The sequence below is a fragment of the Streptomyces sp. NPDC046939 genome (genome assembly GCF_040644575.1).
Lineage (GTDB): Bacteria > Actinomycetota > Actinomycetes > Streptomycetales > Streptomycetaceae > Streptomyces.
In genome coordinates this window covers 155,340-178,825 of the sequence record NZ_JBEYWV010000015.1, presented here as the reverse complement: position 1 = coordinate 178,825, position 23,486 = coordinate 155,340, and the positions used below count along the sequence as shown (strand labels likewise).

Genomic DNA, 23,486 nt, shown 5'->3' with positions numbered 1-23,486 from the left:
GCCGTACAACGGCCGCTGGTTTCGTTACGATCCGGCGCGCAGCACGGATGCCACGATCGGGCCCGCCGCGTCGCCTCCGTGGCCGCCGCCCTCGACCATGGCCGCGGCGGCGACGTCCCCCCGGTACCCCGTGAACCAGGAGTTGGACACGGACTGGCCGCCGACCTCCGCCGAGCCCGTCTTCGCCCCGATGTCACCGGTGAGCCCGGCCATCGCGTGCGTGGCGGTGCCGATCGCCGAGGTCGCCGTCAGTCGCATCATCGTCTTGAGCTGGGAGACGGTCGACGCGGGCAGGCCCCGCGCCGTGGCGAGCTGCCGGTCGCCGAGGGACGGGGGGACGAGGACCGGCTGGCGGAAGGTGCCGGTGATCGCGGTCGCCGTGACCGAGGCCATGTTCAGCGGGTTCATCGTGACCTTGCCCTGGCCGATCATCCCGGCGGGGTCGTCGGAGTCGCCGTTGACGGGCACGCTGCCGTCGTACGAGACGATCCCGGTCTGCCAGTCCTTGCCGAGCCCGAACCGGTCCTGCGCCTCTGCCGCGAACTTCTCCGGGCCGAGGTCGTCGGAGAGCTTGATGAAGGCGGTGTTGCAGGAGCGCTGGAAGCTGCTGGACAGGGTGGCGTTCTCGTCGGGCGCCATGCCTTGCAGGTTGTGGAAGGTCTGGCTCAGCGCGGGCGCCTCGTTCGGGCAGGGGGCCGGCCCGGTCGCCGAGGTGACACCGTTGTCGATCAGCGCGGCCGCCGTGATGATCTTCATCGTGGAGCCGGGCGCCAGCTTCGCCTCGAACGCGGCGTTCCACGCCCCGTACCCGTGGTTGGCGACCGCGAGCACCTCACCCGTGGACGGCTTGACCGCGACCAGCGCGGCCTTCGGGAACTTCGCCGCCGACCGCTCGGCCGCCGCCTGCGCGCTCGCGCTGATCGTCGTGCGCAGCGTGCCCGGCTTGCCCTTGGCGAGGGTGAGCAGCGTCTTGGTGGTCGTCGTCCCCTCGACGTCGTGACGCTCGATGTACGTCTCGACGCCCGGCTCGCCCCCGGCCGCGTCCCCGTACCGGGCGCGCAGCGTCTCCAGGACCGGCCCGAGCGACGGGTACTTCTCCTTGCTCAGCACCACCCCGTTACGGTCCACCGCCTGGATGGGCGGGGCCGCCGCCTCGCCGGTGACGAGTGTGTCGCCCACGCGCAAGGCCGGGTGCAGGACGGAGGGCTGCCACTGCACGCGCGGCCGGCCCGTGGTCAGGCCGCGCACGACCGTCAGCGACGAGTCGTACGACAGCGTCCTGCTCGCCTCCCCGAACTGCACGGTCGCCTTGACCTCGAAGGGCACCTTCGCCCCGACCGGCGTGCCCGCCGTCAGGACGGTGCGGGTGACGTGCGCGTCGTCGTGCCAGCCGGTGAGCGCGGGCAGCGCGCTGTCCGCGTGGTTCGTGAGACCGGCCGCCGTCGCCGCGTCGTTCCTCGCCCACGCCGCCAGGAACTTCCGCGACGTCTCCTTGATCTCCTCGCTCGTCGGCGGCCCGCTCCTGCGCGTCTCCGTGACCGACGTGCCACCGTCCTCCGACACCGCCGAGACGATGTTGAACGCCCCGTACCCGGCACCGCCCACCATCGCGGTGAACACGCCGCCGACTATGGCGACCTTGATCCCCTTGCGCATGACGCGCCCCTCCCCAGGTTGACCAAGGGACTGTAGGCGCGGGAGGGCCGCGATACGCAGGGCGTTTACCAGATGGTGTCCGAAGGTGTCCGAAGAGTGATCGGCAGTTCGGCCGAAACCCGATCAGATCCAGGTGTCGAGCCACATCCGCGACCGCCAGGAGTCGATCGGAATGGCCGTCCCCGTGTAGATCGGCCAGAAGTAGATGAAGTTCCAGGCGATCAGGAGGACGAGGACGCCCGCGCTCGCCGCGCCCGCGACGCGGCGGCGGTCGCTCGCACCCGGTCTGCCGATGACCGCGCCGAGGAGCATCGCCAGGGCCAGGCAGAGGAACGGGGCGAAGACGACCGCGTAGAAGTAGAAGATCGTGCGCTCCTGGTACTGGAACCAGGGGGCGTAGCCCGCGACGACGCCGCAGACGATCGCGCCCGCGCGCCAGTCGCGGCGGAAGAACCAGCGCCAGAGCACGAAGAGGAGCGCGAAGCAGGCCGCCCACCACAGGAGCGGGGTGCCGAGCGCGAGGACCTCGCGGGCGCACTTGTCGGCCGCGTCCGCCGGGCAACCCTGCCGGCCCGCCGCCGGGGACTCGTAGAAGTAGGAGACCGGGCGGCCGTCGACCATCCAGCTCCAGGGGTTGGACTGATAGGTGTGCGGCGAGCTGAGGTGGGTGTTGAACTCCCAGACCTCGTGCTCGTAGTGCCACAGGCTGCGCACCCAGTCGGGCAGCCAGGTGAAGTGGCCGCCCTTGCCGTCGGTCGCCGCCCAGTCGCGGAAGTAGCCGCCCTTGCCGTCGGCGGGAGAGAGGATCCAGCCCAGCCAGGACAGGACGTACGTGGCGATCGCGACCGGGACCGTGGAGAGGAACGCCGGGACGACGTCCCGCTTGAGGACGGCCAGGTACGGGCGGTGCGCACCCGCCACGCGCCGCGAGCCGACGTCCCACACCACCGACATCAGCGCGAACGCCGCCAGGTAGATGAACCCGTTCCACTTCGTGCCCGCCGCCAGGCCGAGGCAGAGGCCAGCGAGCAGGCGCCAGGGACGCCATCCGAGGCGCAGGGTCTCCGCCACGTGCGCGTCCGGGCGGACCAGGCCGCGCTCGTCGACCGGGAGCGCCGCCGCGAGGCGTTCGCGGGTTCTGTCCCGGTCCACCAGGAGGCAGCCGAACGCCGCCACCACGAAGAACACGAGCACCGAGTCGAGCAGCGCGGTCCGGCTCATCACGAACGCCAGGCCGTCGACCATGAGCAGCACCCCGGCCAGGCAGCCGAGGAACGTCGAGCGGAACAGGCGGCGCCCGATCCGGCACACCATCAGCACGCACAGCGTCCCGAGGACCGCCGTCATGAACCGCCAGCCGAACGGGTTGAACCCGAACAGCCACTCGCCGATCCCGATGACGTACTTGCCGACCGGCGGATGCACGACGTACGAGGCGTCCGTCGGGACGGCGACGTGCCCGTTCTTCTCCAGGATCAGGTCGTTGGCGTTCTTGGCCCAGTTCACCTCGTACCCGCGGTGGATGAGCGCCCACGCGTCCTTGGCGTAGTACGTCTCGTCGAATATCACCGCCTTGGGGCTGCCGAGGTGCCAGAACCGCAGCACACCGGCGACGAGCGTGACGAGCAGCGGGCCCGCCCAGCCGAGCAGCCGGCCGGCCTGCCCGGCGGTGAACCGGCCCAGGCCGAACGACGCCCACAGCCGGGACGACGGCGCGGGGTACGGCGGCACGAGACGTGCGCGGACGTCACCGCCGGCCTCCCGCGGCGCCCGGTACCCGAACCGGCGCAGGCCGCGCAGCCACGCCGACGACGGCCGCTCCCCGGTGGGCGGTTGCCCGGGCGGGGCGCTGGTCGGGGCCTGGTGGGACGACGACGCGGTACTGGTCACCGCGCCATCGTAGGGAACGGGGCTGTGCGCGTCCCGTGCGCGGGCCCGACTCGGCCGCCACCGCCGCCCTGCGAGGCCGGGCCCCCGCCCTGCGAGGATGGACGGGTGACAGGAAGCCCCGATCCCCAGAAGGCCGGAACCCTCGTTCTCGCCGGCACCCCCATCGGCGACGTCTCCGACGCGCCCCCGCGCCTCGCCCAGGAGCTGGCCGGCGCCGATGTCGTCGCCGCCGAGGACACCCGGCGCATGAAGCGGCTCGCGCAGGCGCTCGACGTGCAGGTCGGCGGGCGTGTCGTCTCCTACTTCGAGGGGAACGAGGCCGCCCGCACCCCGGAGCTGGTCGATGCGCTGGCGGGCGGTGCGCGCGTGCTGCTCGTGACCGACGCGGGCATGCCGTCCGTCTCCGACCCCGGCTACCGGCTCGTCGCCGCCGCCGTCGAGCGCGACATCCGGGTCACGGCCGTGCCGGGCCCGTCCGCCGTGCTCACCGCGCTCGCCCTGTCCGGCCTCCCCGTGGACCGGTTCTGCTTCGAGGGGTTCCTGCCGCGCAAGGCGGGCGAACGCCTCAGCCGCCTCAAGGACGTCGCCGACGAGCGCCGCACCCTCGTCTACTTCGAGGCCCCGCACCGCCTCGACGACACGCTCGCCGCGATGGTCGAGGCGTTCGGCGCGGACCGCCGCGCCGCCGTCTGCCGCGAGCTGACCAAGACGTACGAAGAGGTGAAGCGCGGGCCGCTGAAGGACCTCGCCGCGTGGGCGGCCGACGGCGTACGGGGCGAGATCACCGTCGTCGTGGAGGGCGCCCCGGAGAAGTCCGGCGACGACCTCACCCCCGATGAGCTGGTGCGCAGGGTACGGGTGCGCGAGGAGGCGGGGGAACGGCGCAAGGAGGCGATCGCCGCCGTCGCCGCCGAGGCCGGGCTACCCAAGCGGGAAGTCTTCGATGCGGTCGTGGCGGCAAAGAATGCGGAGCGGAACACCCCATAGGGGCGTAAAGGACTAACCTGAAAAGCAAAGCGAAGACCGGGTGTCACGGCCGTTCAGGCAGGGAAAGGCCAAATCGGCTCCAACAGTCGACAGGGCTTTTGCGCCCGGCCCGGCGGAGGCGTCCACTGGTTGAAGGGACGCACCCGTCCCCACGCTGCCCACGGGCAGCGCTTGTCCAGCGGACAAGAGGAGCCGGCATGAGCGAGTTCGCAGTCTCCAGGACGTCGACCGGTGCTGCACCACCTGCAACGCCCCCTTCCACGTCTCCTTCCACGTCTCCGTCCACTTCTTCGCATCGCGGCGCGGCGATATCCATCGCCCACGAGTCGTATTCGTTCGCCTGCATGCGATGCGGGCACGGCTGGGAGCAGTCGTACGAGATAGAGCACCACGTCGACCGGGACGGCGCGCCGTACGTGCTGTACGTGGCGGACGGCGAGCGCGTGCCGTCGCCGCTGACCCGCCCCACCTGCCTGAACTGCGACGGGCACGTCCTGCGGATCATGCGGGCCGGCCGCGTCTCCTCGGCCCAGAACATGATGCACGGCCGGCGCCCCCACGAGACCCCGGCCGCGGGCCCGGTGGAGGCCCCCGGACCCGAGGCCGGCGCACCGGCTCCCGCCGCGCCCTCCCCGGACGGACGGCGCCACCACTGGCACCTGTCCGACCTCCTGCACCCCTTCAGCCACCACCACGGCAAGGAGGCGTGAGCGCGGCCCCGTAGCACCGGTTCGTAAGATCGGAGCATGAGCTCCGACCGTGCCAAGGACGTCACCCCGCCCCCGCTGCCCGCACCGCTCGCGGTGGAGGTCGCCGACTCCCACACCCACCTGGACATGCAGGCGGGCACCGTGGAGGAGGGCCTCGCCAAGGCGGCGTCGGTGGGCGTGACGACCGTGGTGCAGGTCGGCTGCGACCTGGCCGGATCGCGCTGGGCCGCCTCCGTGGCCGAGCAGCACGCGCGCGTGCACGCCACCGTCGCCCTCCACCCGAACGAGGCACCCCGCATCGTCCACGGCGACCCCGACGGATGGTCCCGCCAGGGCGCGCGGCAGCCCCTCGGGGACGCCGGGCTCGACGAGGCGCTCGCCGAGATCGACCGGCTCGCCGCGCTCCCGCAGGTCAAGGGGGTGGGCGAGACCGGCCTCGACTACTTCCGCACCGGCCCCGAGGGCAAGGCGGCGCAGGAGCGCTCGTTCCGCGCCCACATCGAGATCGCCAAGCGCCACGGCAAGGCGCTCGTCATCCACGACCGCGAGGCGCACGACGATGTGCTACGCATCCTGAAGGAGGAGGGCGCGCCCGAGCGCACCGTCTTCCACTGCTACTCCGGTGACGCCGCGATGGCCCAAGTCTGCGCGGCGAACGGCTACTTCATGTCGTTCGCAGGCAACGTCACCTTCAAGAACGCCCAGCCGTTGCGGGACGCCCTCGCCGTCGCCCCCCTCGAACTGGTCCTCGTCGAGACCGACGCGCCGTTCCTGACCCCGGCGCCGTACCGCGGACGGCCCAACGCGCCGTATCTCATTCCGGTCACGCTGCGCGCGATGGCGGCGGTCAAGGGCGTCACGGAGGAAACCCTCGCGACGTCGGTGTCCGCCAACACGGCGCGCGCATTCGATTACTGACCGATAACACGCATCCCGGAATCGCCCGAGATGTCGACGTGCGCCCGCGACACTGCGTGACCGCCCTGCTTTGGAGAGTGACGGTCACTCCGCTAGGTTCTGCTCGCCCGTTCCGCCCCCGCCCGGGGACCGGACCCCTGGAGCGCCTGGAGCGTCGTCGTGAGCAATACGCCGTACGAGACGTACGAGGACACGTACGGCCCCTACGTCCCGCGTGCCCGGTACGGGGGGTACTCGGGGACGGTTCCTGATCCGCGGGCGGTGCCGTTTGAGGGTGGCGCGTCGGGTGCCGGGCAGGGCTCGTACGCGGAGGGCCCGTACGCGGCCGAGGGTGGGTATGGCGGGTACGGCCAGTACAACCCTTACGGCCAGTCCAGTCCCCACGGCCAGTCCAGTCCGCACGGCCAGTCCAGTCCCCACGGCCAGTACGGCCTCCCGGACCCCTACGCTGCGTCCGAGTCCTACCCCGTCCAAGGCACCTACCCCACCCAGGACTCCGCCCCCCTCCACGACACCTACCGCCCCGCCTACACGTACGCCCGGCCCGCGCCCCGCCCGCCGCAGGCGAAGGCGCCGGAGGCCGTCGTCCGGCCGGTGACCGGGCGGGTCGCCGCCCGGCGGGCCGCGCGGCGCAGGAGGGCCGAGCAGCGCCCTGAGGCGCTGCGGCGGCTGGTCCCGCAGGCGCTGGTGGTCGCGGTCCTGGCCGGAGGCACCACCGCGTTCGTCGCCGACGACAAGGCGATCCTGCTGAACGTCGACGGCAAGGAGCGCACGCTCCACACCTTCGCCGACGACGTCACCGAGCTGCTCGCGGACGAGGGCGTGGACGTCGGCGCCCACGACGTCGTGGCGCCGGGCCGCACCGCGGCCCTGACCAGCGGCGACGAGGTCGACGTCCGCTACGGCCGCCCCCTGAGGCTCACCCTCGACGGGCAGCGCCGCGAGGTGTGGACGACCGAGCGCACCGTCGAGGGGGCGCTGAGACAGCTCGGGGTGCGGGCGGAGGGCGCGTACGTCTCCGCGTCGCGCTCCCGCCGCATCGAGCGCCACGGCCTCGACCTCGACGTACGCACCGAGCGGAGCGTCACCGTCCTGGCCGACGGCCGCCGCCGCACCATCCGCACCAACGCGGCGACCGTCGGCGAGGCCGTCGACGCCGCCGGGGTCCGCCTGCACGGCCAGGACACCACCTCCGTACCGGCGCGGAGCTTCCCCCGCGACGGGCAGACGATCACCGTGATGCGGGTGACCGGCGGGAAGGAGGTGCGCGAGGAGGTCATGCCGTTCGCGACGGAGCGCATCGACGACCCGGCCCTGTTCCAGGGCACCGAGGTCGTCACGCAGGTCGGCGAGCCCGGGATGCGCCGGGTCACGTACGCGCTGCGCACCGTCAACGGCGTCAGGCAGAAGCCGCGCCGCGTCCGGGCGGAGACGGTGCGCGAACCCCGTACGCAGATCATCCGCGTGGGCACGCGGCCGCTGCCCACCTCCGTGGCCGGCGCCGACACCCTCAACTGGTCGTCGCTGGCCGCCTGCGAGTCCGGCGGGCGGCCCGCCGCCACGGACGCGACCGGCACGTACGGCGGCCTCTACCAGTTCGACACGCAGACCTGGCAGTCCCTCGGCGGCACGGGCCGCCCCGAGGAGGCGCCCGCCGCCGAGCAGACGTACCGGGCGAAGAAGCTGTACGTGCGGCGCGGCACGAGCCCCTGGCCGCACTGCGGGCCCCGGCTGCACGGGTGATCCCCGGCCGGCGCCGCCCCGTACCCTTGAACGGTGAGCACCCCTGACCCCCAAGGCCCCCTGTTCGGCGCCGCCGACATCCGCGAGCTGGCCGCCGCCCTCGGCGTCCGCCCCACGAAGCAGCGCGGCCAGAACTTCGTCATCGACGCCAACACGGTCCGCCGGATCGTCCGCACCGCGGAGGTCACCGCGGACGACGTGGTCGTCGAGGTCGGCCCGGGCCTCGGCTCGCTCACCCTCGCGCTCCTCGACGTGGCCCGGCACGTGACCGCCGTCGAGATCGACGACACGCTCGCCGCCGCGCTGCCCGCCACCGTCGCGGCCCGCATCCCGGCGAAGAAGGACGCGTTCGACCTGGTCAACATGGACGCCATGCAGGTCACCGCGCTCCCGGGCCCGACCCCGACCGCCCTGGTCGCGAACCTCCCGTACAACGTGGCGGTCCCGGTCCTCCTGCACATGCTCGACACCTTCCCGACCATCGAGCGCACCCTCGTCATGGTCCAGGCCGAGGTCGCCGACCGGCTCGCCGCGGGCCCCGGCTCCCGGGTCTACGGCGTTCCGTCCGTCAAGGCCAACTGGTACGCCGAGGTCAAGCGCGCGGGCAGCATCGGCCGCAACGTCTTCTGGCCCGCCCCGAACGTCGACAGCGGCCTCGTCTCCCTGGTCCGCCGTACCGAGCCGATCGCCACGACCGCCTCCAAGGACGAGGTCTTCGCGGTCGTCGACGCGGCGTTCGCCCAGCGCCGCAAGACGCTGCGCGCCGCGCTCGCCGGATGGGCCGGATCGGCCGCCGCCGCCGAGGCGGCGCTCGTCGCGGCCAGGGTCTCGCCCCAGGCGCGCGGCGAGGCGCTGACGGTGGAGGAGTTCGCGAAGATCGCCGAGCACAAGCACGAGGAGACGGCCGCGTGAGTGTGACCGTACGCGTCCCCGCCAAGGTCAACGTCCAGCTCGCCGTCGGCGCCGCCCGCCCCGACGGCTTCCACGACCTGGCCAACGTCTTCCTCGCGGTGGGTCTGTACGACGAGGTGACGGTCGAGCCCGCGGACTCCCTCACCGTCACCTGCACGGGCCCCGGGGCCGACCAGGTCCCCCTCGACCGTACGAACCTGGCCGCGCGGGCGGCCATCGCGCTCGCCGAGCGGCACGGACTCGGCGACGACCCGAAGGTCCGCATCCACATCGCCAAGGACATCCCCGTCGCGGGCGGCATGGCGGGCGGCTCGGCGGACGCGGCGGGCGCGCTCGTGGCGTGCGACGCGCTGTGGGGGACCGGGGCCTCGCGCGAGGAACTCCTCGACATCTGCGCCGAGTTGGGCAGCGACGTGCCGTTCAGCCTGGTGGGCGGGGCGGCGCTCGGCACGGGCCGCGGCGAGCAGCTCGAACCCCTCGACGTGCACGGCCCGTTCTGGTGGGTGTTCGCGGTGGCGGACGGCGGTCTGTCCACTCCGGCCGTGTACCGGGAGTTCGACCGCCTGACGCCGCGGGCGCCGGAACCGGTCGCCTCCCCGGCCCTCCTTGACGCGCTCCGCACCGGCGACGCGTCCGCCCTCGCGGCCACCGTCACCAACGACCTCCAGCCCGCCGCGCTCTCCCTCTTCCCGTCCCTGAAGGCCACGCTCGACGCCGGCACGGAGGCCGGGGCGCTGGCCGCGCTGGTCTCCGGGTCCGGGCCGACGACCGCGTACCTGGCGGCGGACGAGGCGGCCGCGCGCCGGATCGCCGACGCGCTGACCGCCTCCGGGACCTGCCGCACGGCTCGCGTGGCGCCGTCCCCCGCGCCGGGCGCCTCACTCGTCACCGGGTGAGACGCGGGCGGCGGCGCGCTGCTCAGGTGCGGGGCAGCGAGGTGTTCGTGACGGGCAGCTTCGTCTCGGTCCCCGCCACATAGAGGTCGCGGGTGGCCGTACGGAGCACGAAGACGCCGTCCTCGGCGCGGACCCGGGCGGACATCACGAAGGTGCCGTCGTCCTCCGTGGTGACCTTCACACGGGACTGGCTCTCCCAGTACGTCTGGAGAAAGACCTCGATGTCCTGGGGGTCGACGCCCCGCGGCACGGTCACCTTGCCCTCGACGGTGAGGATGTCGCCCTTCTTCACCTTCTTCTTGTTGACCTTGTACGTGACCGAGGACGCCTTGGGCGTGGCGTGCACGGTCGTCTCGTCGAAGTAGCCGTCCTGCGGGGTGTTCAGGTCGCCGTCCTCGTCCCACATCGCGGTGATGTGCACGTCCTGCTGGACGTTGAGCAGGCTGCTGTTGGTGGTGTGGTCGATGCGGACGTCTTTGATCGTGAACTTCCCGTTCGCGTCGGTGACCGGGGTGCCCAGGTCGCGGGGCTCGTAGTAGTTGGGGTCGATCGGGTCGCCCCACGGGTTCCAGGTCGTGAACTGCACGACTTCCTGGACGGTGACGGGCACGTTCGGCGCGGGGGTGCCGTCGGCCTTGGTGACGGTGCCGGTGACGTCGACGGTGCGGTGGTCGTAGTCGGTGCCGGCCGGGTCGGCCGTCACGTCGATGACGTACGGGTCGCCGGGCGCGGGGTCCGCCGAGGCGGCGGGCGCGGTCAGGACGCCGGTCGCGAGCAGCAGGGCGGCGGTGGCGGCGAGACGGATCGGCAGGGACTTGTTCGGCATGGGGTACTCCGGTCGCGGGTCGGTGTGTTCGGTGTGGGCGGTGCGGATTGTTTGACCGGGGTGGGGTGCGGGGCGTTGTTCTGGGCGGGCGGGCTGTTACGGGGCTGTGGCTTGGGATGGATTTATCCCGTTTGGTCGTTCACCTGAAGGCCACCGAGACGCGCCCCCGCCGTAAGCGGCCCCAGCGGTTCTACGCGGCTGCGGCCCGGTGGGGGCTGGTCGCGCAGTTCCCCGCGCCCCTGAAGGCGCACTGCGTGCGGCCTTCTCCGGTTCACGGGTGCGGGTCTCGTCGTGGCTGGTCGCGCCGTTCCCCGCGCCCCTGAAGGCTGCGGCTTCGCCGCGCCTTCCCCTGGAGCTCGCTCCACGGGAGCGCGCCTCTCTGAGATGGCGCACGCAGTGCGCATCTCAGGGGCGCGGGGAACGGCGCGAGCAACCACGACGAGACCCGCGTCCGAAAACCATGGGAATGGCGCACGCAGTGCGCCTTCAGGGGCGCGGGGAACTGCGCGAGCAACCACGACGGTGCCGCGCCCGGCGACGCGACCCCGGGAACCCGCGGCGCGAAGCCCAACCCAGGACCCCGACTACGCTGGAGGACAGATACCCCCGCGGCAGGAGCGAAATGGCAGTCAATCTGGTCAACGTCGAGAACGTCACCAAGGTCTACGGCACAAGGGCCCTGCTCGACGGAGTCTCCCTCGGCGTCTCGGAAGGCGACCGGATCGGCGTGGTCGGGCGGAACGGGGACGGCAAGACGACCCTGATCCGCATGCTCGGCAAGCTGGAGGAGGCGGACACGGGCCGGGTCACGCACAGCGGCGGCCTGCGCCTCGGCGTCCTGACGCAGCACGATTCCCTCGACCCGGCGGCGACGGTCCGCCACGAGGTGATCGGCGACCTGGCCGACCACGAGTGGGCGGGCAACGCCAAGATCAGGGACGTGCTCACCGGTCTGTTCGGCGGACTCGACATGCCCGGTTTCGACCAGGGCCTGGACACCGTCATCGGCCCCCTCTCCGGCGGCGAGCGCCGCCGTATCGCCCTCGCGAAGCTGCTCATCGACGACCCGGACCTGCTGATCCTGGACGAGCCGACCAACCACTTGGACGTGGAGGGCATCGCCTGGCTCGCCCGCCACCTCCAGGCCCGCCGCTCGGCGCTGGTCTGCGTGACGCACGACCGCTGGTTCCTGGACCAGGTCTGCACCCGCATGTGGGACGTGCAGAAGGGCACGGTCTACGAGTACGAGGGCGGCTACTCGGACTACGTGTTCGCCCGCGCGGAGCGTGAGCGGATCGCCGCGACCGAGGAGACCAAGCGCCAGAACCTGATGCGCAAGGAGCTGGCGTGGCTGCGCCGCGGCGCCCCGGCCCGCACCTCGAAGCCCCGCTACCGCATCGAGGCGGCCAATGAACTGATCGCGGACGTGCCGCCGCCCCGCGACAAGAGCGAGCTGATGCGGTTCGCGAACGCCCGCCTCGGCAAGACCGTGTTCGACCTGGAGGACGTGACGATCCAGGCCGGCCCGAAGGTGCTGCTCAAGCACCTCACCTGGCACCTCGGCCCCGGCGACCGCGTCGGCCTGGTCGGTGTGAACGGCGCGGGCAAGACGTCCCTCCTCCGCGCCCTCGCGGACGCCGCCCGCACCCAGGGCGAGCAGCAGCCCGCCGCGGGCAGGATCGTCGTCGGCAAGACGGTCCGCCTCGCCTACCTCTCCCAGGACGTGACCGAGCTGCCCGCCACGCTCCGCGTCCTGGAGGCCGTGCAGCAGGTCCGCGACCGCGTCGACCTCGGCAAGGGCCGTGAGATGACCGCGGGCCAGTTGTGCGAGCAGTTCGGGTTCAGCAAGGAGAAGCAGTGGACGCCGGTCGGTGACCTGTCGGGTGGCGAGCGGCGCCGCCTGCAGCTCCTGCGCCTGCTCATGGACGAGCCGAACGTCCTCTTCCTCGACGAGCCGACCAACGACCTGGACATCGAGACCCTGGCCCAGTTGGAGGACCTCCTCGACGGCTGGCCCGGCTCCATGATCGTCATCTCCCACGACCGGTACTTCATCGAGCGCACGACGGACAACACGTTCGCGCTGCTCGGCGACGCCACCCTGCGGATGCTGCCGCGCGGCATCGAGGAGTACCTGGAGCGCAGGCAGCGGATGATCGAGGCGGCGTCCCCGGCGCCCGCGCCCGCCGCCCCCGCCGCCGCGAAGTCCGGCCCGTCGGCCGCCGACGCCCGCGCCGCGAAGAAGGAGTTGCAGAAGATCGAGCGGCAGCTCGACAAGCTCTCCTCCCGTGAGTCCACGCTGCACGCGCAGATCGCGGAGAACGCCACGGACTTCGAGAAGGTCGCGAAGCTCGACGCGGAGCTTCGGGAACTGGTGGCCGAGCGGGAGGACTTGGAGCTGCGCTGGCTGGAACTCGCCGATGACGCGTGAAGGCCGCGTGTAGGCGCGTAACAGACGCATCACGGGCCGGTCCACCCTTGGGAACAGGGGATCGACCGGCCCTTCGCATGCGTGTCCAGAGTGATAGAAAGGGCGGCTGGGGGCGGCCTGAGCGCACCTCGTGACCGATCTGAGAACGTCCGGAAAACACCCAGGCGTGCCGGTACATCAGCAGGGAAAGAGGGGGGAGCGCTGATGACTCAGCCGCCCAGCGGGCCGCCGTCCGGCGGGTTCGGAGCGCCGCAGGATCCGCCGAATCCGCAGCCGAATCCGCATCCGCATCCGAACGCGAGCCCGCAGCAGGGGCAGACGCCGCCGCCTCCGCCGAACGCCCCGGCGCAACCCGGTTACGGCTACCCGCAGCAGCAGCCGGGGCCGTACGGCCAGCCCCCGCAGCAGCCCGGCCCCTACGGCCAGCCCGGCCCGTACGGTCAGCAGCAGCCGGGCCCGTACGGATACCCGCAGCAGCAGCCGGGCCCCTACAACCAGCAGCCGCAGTACGGCTACCCGCCGCAGCAGCCCCCGACCATGCCGGGCAACGGCGGCGGTGGCGGCGGTGGCGTCAAGGGCAGGACCTGGGCGATCGCGGCCGCGGCCGTCGCCCTCCTCGTCGTCGCGGGCGGTGTCGTGTTCGCCGTGGTCGGCGGGGGCGACGACAGCGACGACGGCAAGACGGACACCGCCGGCAAGGACAAGGACCCCAAGGCGTCCGCGTCCGCGCCGGTCAACCCGGGCGACGGGCAGGGCGACGGGCGCGAGGGCGAGGAGGACCTGAACGCGGGCCGCCAGGACGGCGAGGCCAAGGTCCTCTGGTACAAGACCGCCCCCAAGGTGGGCAGCGACGGCGCCGACGCCCCCGGCATGTGGATCACCGACAAGGTCGCGGTCAAGGCCGCGTACAAGGAGGTCCTCGGGTACGACGTCGCCGACGGCAAGATCAGTTGGCCCGCGATCACGCTGCCGCAGAAGATCTGCGCCGTCACCAAGACGCCGTCCGACGCGGGCAAGATCGTCGTCGCCTACATGAGCGGCACCACCTCCCGCGCCCACTGCAACCAGGTCCAGGAGATCGACCTCGCCACCGGCGCCAAGGGCTGGAGCGCGAAGATCCCCGAGCGCGAGGACAAGAACGACTTCTTCGACGGCACCGGCTCCAGCATCTCGCTGTCCTACGTCGGCACCGACACCCTCATGGTCGGCCGCCAGATGTCGGGCCTCGCCCTGGACGCGAGGACCGGCACGAAGAAGAAGTTCGTCGTCAGCGAGTACGACTCGAACTGCTTCCCCAAGGCGTACACCGGTGACAGGACGAAGCTGATCTCCGTCGCCTCCTGCGGGGCGGGCGGCGACAACGCGCACGAGGAGCTGCGCCAGCTCGACCCGGAGACCGGCAAGGCGCTGTGGACCAGGAAGTTCCCGAAGGACTGGTCCATCGGGAACGTGTACTCCGTCAGCCCGCTGGTCGTGTACAGCACGAACACGGACGCGAAGAAGTACAACATCGCCTCCTTCAAGGACAACAGCAGCGCCGTGCGGGCCGAGGTCTCCGTCGACGGCCTCGACACACGCTGCGGCTCCGGCTTCTTCTCCCTGAACCGGAGCATCAGCGGCTGCGCGGGCGTGATCGCCGACGCCTCCACCCTCTACATGCCGACGCAGGGCACGAACGGCGGGCGGAACGAGGTCGTCGCCATCAGCCTCACCAGCGGCAAGGAGCGCTGGCGCGTCAAGTCGCCCGACGATCTGCCGCTGAAGCCGTTGCAGATCGAGAACGGCGCCGTCGTCGCCTACATGGGCGCCTCGTACAGCGGCAGCGCGGGGCGCGTGGTGTCCCTGCCCGTCTCGGGGGCGCACACGCCGAAGACGCTGCTGCAGAACCCGGCGGGCACGGCCGAGATCGAGAGCGGTATCTCCTCGCCGGACACCGTCTGGCGCGACGGACGCTTCTATCTGTCCGCCACCCGTCTGACCGGCAGCGTCAAGGGCCAGCAGAAGCTGATGCTGGCGTACGGCGACTGATCCGCCCCCTCCTTCCCTCTCCCGTCCCCGCTCCAGGCACCGAGGTACCCACGCCATGACACAGCCGCCCCCGCCCCCACAGCAGCCCCCGAACCAGCCCCCGGCCCAGCCGAACCAGCCCCCGGGGCAGCCGCAGCAGCCCCCGGGGCAGCCGCAGCAGCCCCCGGGCCAGCCGCAGCAGCAGCCCTCCGGCCAGCCCGCGAACCAGCCCCCGAGCCAGCCCGCGAATCAGCAGCCGGGCCAACCGCAGCAGGACCCTTTCCGCAAGCAGCCCGAGCAGCAACAGCAGCCGCAACCGCCCCAGCAGCCCCCGGCCGGTGGTTTCGGCGCGCCCACCACGCCCCCGCCCGGCGGCTTCGGCGCCCCGACGCCGCCCCCGCCGCAGGGCGCCCCGGGCTACGGCTACCCGGCCCAGCCGCCGCAGCAGCAGCCGCCGGCGCCCGCGTACGGCCAGCCCTACGGTCAGCCGCAGCAGCCCTACGGCCAGCAGCCGCAGTACGGCTATCCGCAGCCGCCCACCACCCCGATGGCGACGGCGGGCGGACCCGGCGGCGGTGGCGGCAAGAAGCCCTCGCCGATCGTCTGGATCATCACGGCGGCCGTCGTGGTGATCGCCCTCATCGTCGGCGGCGGCATCTTCTACGCCAACTCCTCCGACGACGACGGCGGCAAGGACGACACGAAGAACTCCGCCGACGGCGAGAAGGGCGGCGACGAGGGCAAGGGCGGCGGCTCCGAGGGCGCCGCGGGCGAGGAGAAGGTCCCCGCCAGCACCGCCGCGAACATCGCCTTCCAGGTCCCCGCGCCCACCGTGGTCAAGGACGCCGTGTGGAGCGTCGAGGGATCGTGGCTGACCGACTCCACGTACGTGAAGGCCGGGCTCAACGAACTCATCGGCTACGAGCCGGACTCCGGCACCAAGAAGTGGACCCTTCCGCTGTCCGGGCAGACCTGCGGCGCCTCGCCCGAGGTGACCGAGGCGGGCCTGGCCGCCGTGCTCTCCGAGGACGGCAAGCGCAAGAAGGAGAAGGACTACTTCAAGTGCACCGAGATCACGGTCTTCGACGTCAACACCGGTAAGAAGGTGTGGACGAACAGTGTCCGGGCGGGCGGCCAGAAGATCGCCTTCAAGGAGCTGTCCATCAGCGGCAACACCCTGGCCGTCGGCGGCGGTTACGACGGCGGCGCGGCCTTCGACATCACGAGCGGCAAGTCGCTGTGGAAGCCGCAGCAGGGCACCTGCGAGGACGTCGGCTACCGAGGCGGCGAGCAGCTCGTCGCCGTCCGCAAGTGCGGTGACTTCGACGCGGAGACCTACGAGGTCCAGGTCCTCGACCCGGCGACGGGCAAGCCCAAGTCGACGTACAAGGTCCCGGGCCAGGCCGGCAGCGTCAACCTGCTCTCGGTCTTCTCCAGCAAGCCGGTCGTCTTCGGCGTCGCGCTCGGCGAAGAGGTCAAGTACACCGACGCATTCGCGCTCGACGACAAGGGCGCGCTGCGCGCCAAGATCTCCATCGACCCGGACAAGTACGACGTCGACTGCCAGGTCAGTGAGGTGCACGGCTGCAAGGGCGTCGTCGTCGGCAACGACCGCCTCTACCTGCCGTCCCGGCAGCACGACGGCAGCGGCACCGACCAGGTCAACGAGATCGTGTCGTTCGACCTCGCCACCGGCAAGCTGACCGGCGACCGCTTCGACAGCGGCGCGGGCTACGAGATCTTCCCGCTCCGCATGGACGGCGGCAACGTCCTCGCGTACAAGGACGGCCCGTACGACAAGGGCGCCCAGATCGTCACCATCGCCCCGAAGGGCGGCAAGCAGACGACGCTCCTGGAGACCCCCGGGACCCCGGCCGTGCGCAACGTGCTGAGCCGCATGGTGCCGAAGTCGTCCGAGATGCTGTACGGGAACGGCCATCTGTTCCTCGGCGAGGACCTGATCAGCGAGCGCTACTCCTCGGGCGACAAGCAGGACTCCGCGGTCGGTTTCACCGCCAAGTAGCCGACGCTTTACGCTCGTTGCTCCTTCAACGGCCCCGCGCCCCCTACCGGGCGCGGGGCCGTCGCGTACGCGAAGGCCGGAATTTCAGCAATGCGGGCCGCTTCTCACCGGTAGGGGGCGCGCAACGTCGAACAAGCGTGTAGCTTCCGGGGGATGAAGGAGGACGGAGAGTCGGGGGGCTCACCTGTCCGTGGGGGGCCCGGGAGTCCTATAGGCAGCTTCTGGGGCGAACTGGGGGGTTTGCTCAATGGGTGTGCGGCTCATGGTGGTCGACGATCACCGATTGCTCGCCGAGGCACTCGCCTCGGCCCTCAAGTTGCGCGGGCACCGGGTGCTCGCCGCGGCCGCGCCCGCCGCGGGCGCCGCCGAACTGGTCATATCCCGGGCGCCCGAGGTCTGCCTCATCGGCACCGCGACCCCGGCCGAGCCCGGCACCTTCGACCCGGTGGTCCGCATCAAGAAGGAGCGGCCCCAGGTGGCGGTCGTGGTCCTCGGCCCCGTCCCGTCCCCGCGCGGCATCGCCGCCGCCTTCGCCGCGGGCGCCTCCGGCTACGTACGCCATGACGAGCGCATAGAGGGTGTCGAACGGGCGCTGATGAAGGCCAGGGCGGGCGAGGCTGCGGTGGCACCGGCCCTGCTCCAGGGCGCGTTCAGCGAACTCCTCAACCCCGCGGCCCAACCCGACGACGAGGGCCAGCGCCTCCTCCAGATGCTGACGCCGCGCGAGGTCGAGGTCCTGGTCCGGGTCGCGGACGGCGAGGACACCCGCCTCATCGCGGCCGGCATGGGCATCGCCCCCTCGACGGCCCGCACGCACGTCCAGCGCGTCCTGATGAAGCTCGGCGTCGGCTCCCGCCTGGAGGCGGCGGCGCTCGCGGCGCGCACGGGCCTCCTCGACAGGGCGGGCCCGATCCCGCAGCACGCGCCCTCCCCTGCCCTCGCTCCCACTCCGGACTCGCCAGAACCGGATGCGTGAGCTACAGTGATCTTGTTCGGAACGCCGCAACAGCGGCCCCCGGACAGTGCGTTGGTGGTCCAAGGAAAGACGCCCCGCTTCCTGCGGGGAAATGCAGGTGCAAGGCCTGCCCGGCGCTCCACTCCATGTCCCGCCCTGCCGCTCCGGCAGGGCGGGACATGTGCGTTCAGGCCATGGCGTCCACTTCGCCGAGGTACCGGGCCACGGACCCAAGAGTGAGCAACCCGCTGGCGGCGCCCGCCTGTTCGGTACGGGCGTCACGCAAGGCGTCGGCGGCGCGGCCGGCGATGTCCCGCGCGCCGAGGACCACGGCGGCGCGGGCGGTGAGACACCACATGGCCTCTTGCAGATGATCGTGTGCCGGTTCCGGCTGGGCGCGCAGGGCCGTACGGGCGTCCGCGTCCCGGCCCTGGGCGAGGAGGACGAGAGGCCGCGCCCACGGCTCGTACGGTCCCCAGTCCAGCCGGTGATCGGTGGGCGCGGGCCGGTCGTGCAGCAGCCGGAGCCCGAGGAGGGCGAGGGGGAAGAGGCCGCGGTGCAGACCCGGCATCCCGGCCGTACGCAGCCGCTCCTCGGCGGCGCGATAGCGGGCGGCGGCGTCCGTGGCGCTGGACTCCGCGGCCCGGCGCGCCCGGAACCAGTCGGCGAGGACCGGCACGAGCGGCGACTCGATGGCGGCGGCGAGCCGCTCGGCGGCCTCGGCGTGCGAGGCGGCGGCGTCGAGGTCACCGAGGGCGGAGGCGGACTGCAAGCGGATCAGCCGCCCGAGCACGGCGAAGCGCGGCAGGTCGTGGCGGGTGGCGAGGTCGAGGATCTCGGCGCCGATCCGGTCCCGTGCGGGGGCGAGCCCGCACCGCTGGAAGGACTGTAGAAAAACTCCGTTGAGGGCGAAGACGAGCAGGGCGGGGTCACCGGAGGCGCGCGCCAGGGCCTCGGACCGCCGGGCCGCCCGCCGAGCCCGCTCGGCCTCTTCCGGTGTCGCGTCGGCGCTGCGGCTCTCGACGGCGATGGTGGCGAGGAGGCGGACGCGGAGGTCGGCGGGTCCGTTGGCCCCGAGGGCGTCGAGGGTGCGCTCGGCGGCGGCGACGACGGCGCGGGACTGTCCGGGATCGTCGGCGCGGCTCCAGAGGGCGGGCACGTCGTAGGCGCCGATGACGCGGGCGGTGAGGAGGAGGTCCCCGGTGCGTTCGGCGGCCCGGACGGCGGCGAGCCGGTCACGCCGCGCGTGCACCAGGGCGTCACCACCGGCGAGGGCGAGGGTCCGGGCGAGGTCGACGGTGGTACGGGGCCCGAGCCGGCCACCGAACGACGGGGCGGCCTCTTCTTCCCGTACGGAGTCGTTGAGGATGTCCGTCTCGATGCGCCGGAGTTCCGGCCCGGGGTCGAGTCCGAGCTGCCCGGCGAGCAGGGCGCGGGCCCGCCGCAGACAGGCGAGGGCGTCGGCCTGGCGCCCCGCGCGGTGGAGAGCGCGGGCGAGCAGCCCCCAGGCGGGCTCACGCCAGGGATGCTCGGTGACGTGCGCGTTCAGCTCGGCGACGAGATCGGCCCCGTCGCCGCGGTCGAGGAGAATCCGGGCCCGCAGCTCGATCCCCTCAAGGCGCAGCTCCTCGAGCCGGGCCCGCTCGCGCTGGGCCCACAGGGAGTCGGGTACGTCGGCGTAGGCGGGGCCGCGCCAGGAGGCGAGGGCGGCGGCGAGGTCGTCGACTGCGGAGGGCCGGCGCCGGGCGTGCTCCAAGGTGTCCTCGTAATGGTGGACGTCCACGTCGGCGCGCGGCAGCCGCAGCGCGTACCCGGGGCCTTCGGTGACGAGGAGGCGCGGCGGGTCGCGGGGCGGCCGCTCGGGTTCGAGGGCGCGGCGCAGGGCGGCGACGAACGTCCGCAGGGCGCCGACGGCACGGACCGGCGGCTCGGCGCCCCACAGCTCGTCGACGAGCGTCCCGGTACTGACCATCCGCCCCTCGGCGGCGACCAGCCTCCCCAGCACCTCCCGGTGCCGGGGCCCGCCCAGCTCCACGGCGCTCCCGTCGTCGTGGACGGCGCGCACGGCACCGAGTACGTCGATTCGCATGGGTCCATGGTGCGGGGCGGGGGCGGGACGGCGCGCGCCGCACTGATCGGTTGCTGATCGGGGGGCGGGAGTCTGCCGGGGACGGTTTCCCCTCCCTACCTCAAGGACGGCCCAGGATGACGACGATCTCCCTTCCCGGCTTCGAATACGTACGCCTGCCGGGTGCGACGGACGGTGTCGAACTGGCGGCTGCTGTCGGCGGCAGCGGCCCTCCGCTGGTCCTGCTGCACGGCTTCCCGCAGACCCACCTCATGTGGCGCCACGTGGCGGAACGGCTGGCCGCCGAGCACACGGTGATCTGCCCGGACCTGCGCGGCTACGGGGCGAGCGACAAGCCGGAGGCCACGGACCCGGACGTCTACGCGAAGCGGACGATGGCGGCGGACGTGGTGCGGGTGGCGTCGGCGCTGGGCCATGACCGGTTCGCGCTGGTGGGCCACGACAGGGGCGCGCTGGTCGCCTTCAGGGCGGGCCTGGACCACCCGGAGACGGTGACCCACCTGGGCATCCTGGACGTGGTCCCGACCCTGGACATGTGGAACGTCCTGCAGGGCGTCCAGGCGGCGGTCGCCTACCACCTCTACCTGATGGCGCAGCCGCCCGGTGTCCCGGAGGCGCTGATCGGGGGCAGCGCGGACACGTTCTTCGGCCCGTTCCTGGACGCGTGGGCGGCCGACCCGAAGGCGCTTCCGGGCCCGGTGCGGGCGGAGTACCTGCGGGCCAGTGCGGCGGCGGTCCCGTCGATCGTGGCGGACTACCGGGCCTCGGCGACCATCGACGTCACGCACGACCAGGCGGACCTGGACGCGGGTACCCAACTCGCCATGCCCGTCGCGGTGATGCAGCAGGACTGGGGCGCGCGGCTCGGTTACGACGCGGCGGAGGTGTGGCGGGCGTGGGCCCCTGACCTCGATCACCGGCTGACGCGGGCGGGCCACTTCATGGCGGAGGAGGCGCCGGACGAGGTGGCGGACATGGTCCGGGAGCTGCTGAAACGCTGAGACTGGCGCCGATCGGCTTCACGGGTTAGAGTGGATCTTGTTCGGGACGCCGCAACAGCGGCCCCCGGTCAATGCGTTGGTCGTCTAAGGAAAGACGCCCCACTTCCTGTGGGGAAATGCAGGTGCAAGGCCTGCCCGGCGCTCCACTCCACATCCCGCTCTGCCACTCCGGCAGGGCGGGATGTGTGCGTTCGGGGCAGATGCGGGCAAGGGCCGGGGCCCACCGCCCGTGGGCGATGGACCCCGGCCCCCCAACTGGCACGCAGCGGAACGGGTTACTCCGACTCGTCCGGCGTGGGCGGCGCCGTGGGACGCAGCTTCAGCCAGACCAGGAAGAACAACCCGAGCGCGAGCATGCCGATGCCCGTCCACAGGTTGATGTTGATGTCCTGGGCCTTCTTGAGGTCCGCGTCGGATGCCGTGATGCCCGCGATCGTGACGATGATCCCGTACACCACGAAGAGTCCGCCGATGATGCGGCGCACGTCGAAGAGGCGGGCGGCCGTCGCCGACTTGGCCTCCAGCTCCGCCACCTCGTCCACGTGCTTGTTCGTGTGGTCGCTCATGTCGTGTACCTCGTGTACCTGGGGCCTCAGAAGGAGAACGGGATGTAGCAGATGACGGCGAGCGCGATCGCGCCCCAGCCCAGGAGGGCCGGCTTGCGGTACCAGGCGTCGTCACCCTCGGCGGGCGGTTCCTCCAGGCCGGGCGCCTTGGTGCCGTAGACGAGGCCGGCCAGCTCCTCGGCGGGCTTGGACTTGGTGAAGAGGGTGACCACGAACATCACCGCGCCGCCCACCACGAACGCCACGATCGAGGAGACGAAGTTGGCGCCCTGGTCCGAGGGGATCGAGATGACGCCCTGCTTGTAGAACCAGAAGTAGTTCACCATGGCGGCGACGGTGCCGGAGAGCAGGCCCCAGAACCCGGCCGCGGCCGACGTGCGCTTCCAGAACATGCCGATGATGAAGACGACGAACAGCGGCACGTTGAAGAAGGAGAACAGCGTCTGCAGGTAGTTCATGATGTTGCTGAAGCTGCCCGCGATGAACGCCGTGCCCATGCCGATGAAGACACCGACGGCGGTGACGACCCGGCCGGTCTTCAGGTAGTACGCGTCGCTGCGGTCCTTCTTGACGTACGCGCCCCAGATGTCGTTCGTGAAGACGGTGTTGAAGGACGAGACGTTGGCCGCCATGCCGGCCATGAACGCGGCCAGGAGGCCCGTCACCGCGATGCCGAGGACGCCGTTCGGGAGCAGGTCGCGCATGAGGACCGGGATGGCGTCGTTGTACTGGAGGCCGTCCTCGCCGCCCTTGCCGAGGGAGGGCTCCATCACCAGGGCGATCAGGCCCGGGACGACCACGACCATCGGGATCAGGATCTTCGGGAACGCGGCGATCAGCGGCGTGCGCTTGGCCGCCGAGAGGTTCTTCGCGGACAGGGCGCGCTGCACCTCGGCGAAGTTGGTCGTCCAGTAGCCGAAGCTCATGACGAAGCCGAGGCCGAGCACGATGGTCAGCCAGTTCGCGCCGAGCGGGTTCGACGAGCCGATGCCGGTGCCGTCCCAGGCCGTCATGAACGAGTCGCCGTGCGAGGAGGAGAGGGAGTCCGTGATGCCGTCCCAGCCGCCCACGCGCTTCAGGCCGACGACCGTCAGCGGGATCAGCGCGGCGAGGATGACGAAGAACTGCAGGACCTCGTTGTAGATCGCGGAGGAGAGGCCACCGATCGTGATGTACGCGAGGACGAACAGGCCCGCGATGACGATGGCGAGCCACTGCGGCCAGCCGAGCAGCGCCTGGAGCACCAGCGCCATGGCGTACAGGTTGACGCCCGCGATCAGCACCGAGGAGACGGCGAAGATGATCGACGAGAGGAGGTGGGAGGAGGGGCCGAACCGGTGCAGCAGGAACTCGGGGACCGAGCGCACCTTCGACGAGTAGTAGAACGGCATCATGACCAGGCCGAGGAAGACCATGGCCGGGATGGCGCCGATCCAGTACCAGTGGACGGTGTAGACGCCGTACTGCGCGCCGTTGGCGGCCATGCCGAGGATCTCGGTGGCGCCCAGGTTGGCGGCGACGAAGGCGAGGCCCGTGACCCAGGCGGGCAGGGAGCGCCCGGAGAGGAAGAAGTCGAGGCTCGTCTTCACCGAGCGGCGGGCCATGAAGCCGATGCCGAGGACGACGACGAAGTAGATCGCGAGGATCGCGTAGTCGAGGCCGTTGGTGGGCAGCCGTAGCCCTTCGGCCAGGGTTGTCGTGCCGGACAGTGTGGGGGACTGCATGGGAACTCGCTTCGTTGCGCGAACTGAATCAGACCGGAACCTACGCCTCAATGTTCAATAAGTGAACAGTTCCCATGGCGTTCTTTGTTTGATTGTGATCGAGACCCAAGCCGCAGACGGCCCGCACGGCACCCCTTGACTGGCCTGTTGCC

17 protein-coding genes are annotated in these 23,486 nt (G+C 71.8%); 11 read left to right on the top strand and 6 right to left on the bottom strand.

Translation table 11 applies throughout. The features are described 5' to 3' along the window. Nucleotides 1-24: 24 nt before the first annotated feature. A complete protein-coding gene (locus ABZ877_RS18680) occupies nucleotides 25-1,656 on the bottom strand; it encodes a penicillin-binding transpeptidase domain-containing protein (protein WP_361071993.1) in 1,632 nt (543 codons plus the stop codon). Between the two features lie 123 nt (nucleotides 1,657-1,779). Further along, nucleotides 1,780-3,546 (bottom strand): phospholipid carrier-dependent glycosyltransferase, encoded by a 1,767-nt coding sequence (locus tag ABZ877_RS18675; RefSeq protein ID WP_361071990.1) that lies wholly within the window; start codon nucleotides 3,544-3,546, stop codon nucleotides 1,780-1,782. A gap of 105 nt (nucleotides 3,547-3,651) precedes the next feature. Here ABZ877_RS18675 and rsmI point away from each other — a divergent pair, with 105 nt between their 5' ends. The 6 genes from rsmI (at nucleotide 3,652) to ABZ877_RS18645 (ending at nucleotide 9,712) form a co-directional block, all read left to right on the top strand. After that, nucleotides 3,652-4,533: a 16S rRNA (cytidine(1402)-2'-O)-methyltransferase gene (gene rsmI / locus ABZ877_RS18670; RefSeq protein WP_361071988.1), complete on the top strand. Its 882-nt coding sequence runs from the start codon at nucleotides 3,652-3,654 to the stop codon at nucleotides 4,531-4,533. Nucleotides 4,534-4,730: 197 nt separating this feature from the next. Beyond that, the gene (locus ABZ877_RS18665) at nucleotides 4,731-5,243 is read left to right on the top strand and encodes a hypothetical protein (RefSeq protein ID WP_361071985.1); all 513 of its coding nucleotides are present in this window, start codon (nucleotides 4,731-4,733) and stop codon (nucleotides 5,241-5,243) included. 36 nt (nucleotides 5,244-5,279) lie between these two features. After that, nucleotides 5,280-6,161 carry a TatD family hydrolase gene (locus tag ABZ877_RS18660; RefSeq protein ID WP_361071982.1) on the top strand — a complete coding sequence of 294 codons (882 nt, stop codon included), beginning with the start codon at nucleotides 5,280-5,282 and terminating at the stop codon, nucleotides 6,159-6,161. 159 nt (nucleotides 6,162-6,320) lie between these two features. Further along, a complete protein-coding gene (locus tag ABZ877_RS18655; RefSeq protein WP_361071979.1) occupies nucleotides 6,321-7,904 on the top strand; it encodes a ubiquitin-like domain-containing protein in 1,584 nt (527 codons plus the stop codon). 33 nt (nucleotides 7,905-7,937) lie between these two features. Further along, nucleotides 7,938-8,816: a 16S rRNA (adenine(1518)-N(6)/adenine(1519)-N(6))-dimethyltransferase RsmA gene (gene rsmA / locus ABZ877_RS18650; protein ID WP_361071976.1), complete on the top strand. Its 879-nt coding sequence runs from the start codon at nucleotides 7,938-7,940 to the stop codon at nucleotides 8,814-8,816. After that, nucleotides 8,813-9,712, top strand: coding sequence for a 4-(cytidine 5'-diphospho)-2-C-methyl-D-erythritol kinase (locus ABZ877_RS18645; RefSeq protein ID WP_361071973.1), 900 nt, complete (start codon nucleotides 8,813-8,815; stop codon nucleotides 9,710-9,712). Before rsmA ends, ABZ877_RS18645 begins: the two co-directional genes overlap by 4 nt. Before the next feature lie 22 nt (nucleotides 9,713-9,734). Here ABZ877_RS18645 and ABZ877_RS18640 read toward each other — a convergent pair whose 3' ends face one another. Beyond that, complete coding sequence (locus ABZ877_RS18640; RefSeq protein WP_361071970.1) at nucleotides 9,735-10,538, bottom strand: acyl carrier protein; 804 nt, start codon at nucleotides 10,536-10,538, stop codon at nucleotides 9,735-9,737. Nucleotides 10,539-11,160: 622 nt separating this feature from the next. Between ABZ877_RS18640 and ABZ877_RS18635 the strand changes: the two genes are divergently transcribed. From ABZ877_RS18635 to ABZ877_RS18620, 4 genes are all read left to right on the top strand, one after another. Beyond that, nucleotides 11,161-12,969, top strand: coding sequence for an ABC-F family ATP-binding cassette domain-containing protein (locus ABZ877_RS18635; RefSeq protein ID WP_361071967.1), 1,809 nt, complete (start codon nucleotides 11,161-11,163; stop codon nucleotides 12,967-12,969). Between the two features lie 204 nt (nucleotides 12,970-13,173). Then, nucleotides 13,174-14,997: a PQQ-binding-like beta-propeller repeat protein gene (locus ABZ877_RS18630; protein ID WP_361071964.1), complete on the top strand. Its 1,824-nt coding sequence runs from the start codon at nucleotides 13,174-13,176 to the stop codon at nucleotides 14,995-14,997. 55 nt (nucleotides 14,998-15,052) lie between these two features. Continuing rightward, nucleotides 15,053-16,999 (top strand): PQQ-binding-like beta-propeller repeat protein, encoded by a 1,947-nt coding sequence (locus ABZ877_RS18625; RefSeq protein ID WP_361071961.1) that lies wholly within the window; start codon nucleotides 15,053-15,055, stop codon nucleotides 16,997-16,999. Between the two features lie 247 nt (nucleotides 17,000-17,246). Further along, the gene (locus ABZ877_RS18620) at nucleotides 17,247-17,975 is read left to right on the top strand and encodes a LuxR C-terminal-related transcriptional regulator (RefSeq protein ID WP_361071959.1); all 729 of its coding nucleotides are present in this window, start codon (nucleotides 17,247-17,249) and stop codon (nucleotides 17,973-17,975) included. Nucleotides 17,976-18,141: 166 nt separating this feature from the next. Here the strand turns inward: ABZ877_RS18620 and ABZ877_RS18615 are convergent, their stop codons facing one another. Further along, complete coding sequence (locus ABZ877_RS18615) at nucleotides 18,142-20,043, bottom strand: AfsR/SARP family transcriptional regulator (protein WP_361071956.1); 1,902 nt, start codon at nucleotides 20,041-20,043, stop codon at nucleotides 18,142-18,144. Nucleotides 20,044-20,159: 116 nt separating this feature from the next. Between ABZ877_RS18615 and ABZ877_RS18610 the strand changes: the two genes are divergently transcribed. Then, nucleotides 20,160-21,044 (top strand): alpha/beta hydrolase, encoded by an 885-nt coding sequence (locus ABZ877_RS18610; protein WP_361071953.1) that lies wholly within the window; start codon nucleotides 20,160-20,162, stop codon nucleotides 21,042-21,044. 275 nt (nucleotides 21,045-21,319) lie between these two features. On the opposite strand, the gene ABZ877_RS18605 is transcribed toward ABZ877_RS18610, so the two are convergent. Both ABZ877_RS18605 and ABZ877_RS18600 read right to left on the bottom strand, forming a co-directional pair. Beyond that, complete coding sequence (locus tag ABZ877_RS18605; RefSeq protein ID WP_361071950.1) at nucleotides 21,320-21,610, bottom strand: hypothetical protein; 291 nt, start codon at nucleotides 21,608-21,610, stop codon at nucleotides 21,320-21,322. A gap of 26 nt (nucleotides 21,611-21,636) precedes the next feature. Beyond that, nucleotides 21,637-23,334: a sodium:solute symporter family protein gene (locus ABZ877_RS18600; protein WP_361071947.1), complete on the bottom strand. Its 1,698-nt coding sequence runs from the start codon at nucleotides 23,332-23,334 to the stop codon at nucleotides 21,637-21,639. Between the last annotated feature and the right edge of the window lie 152 nt (nucleotides 23,335-23,486).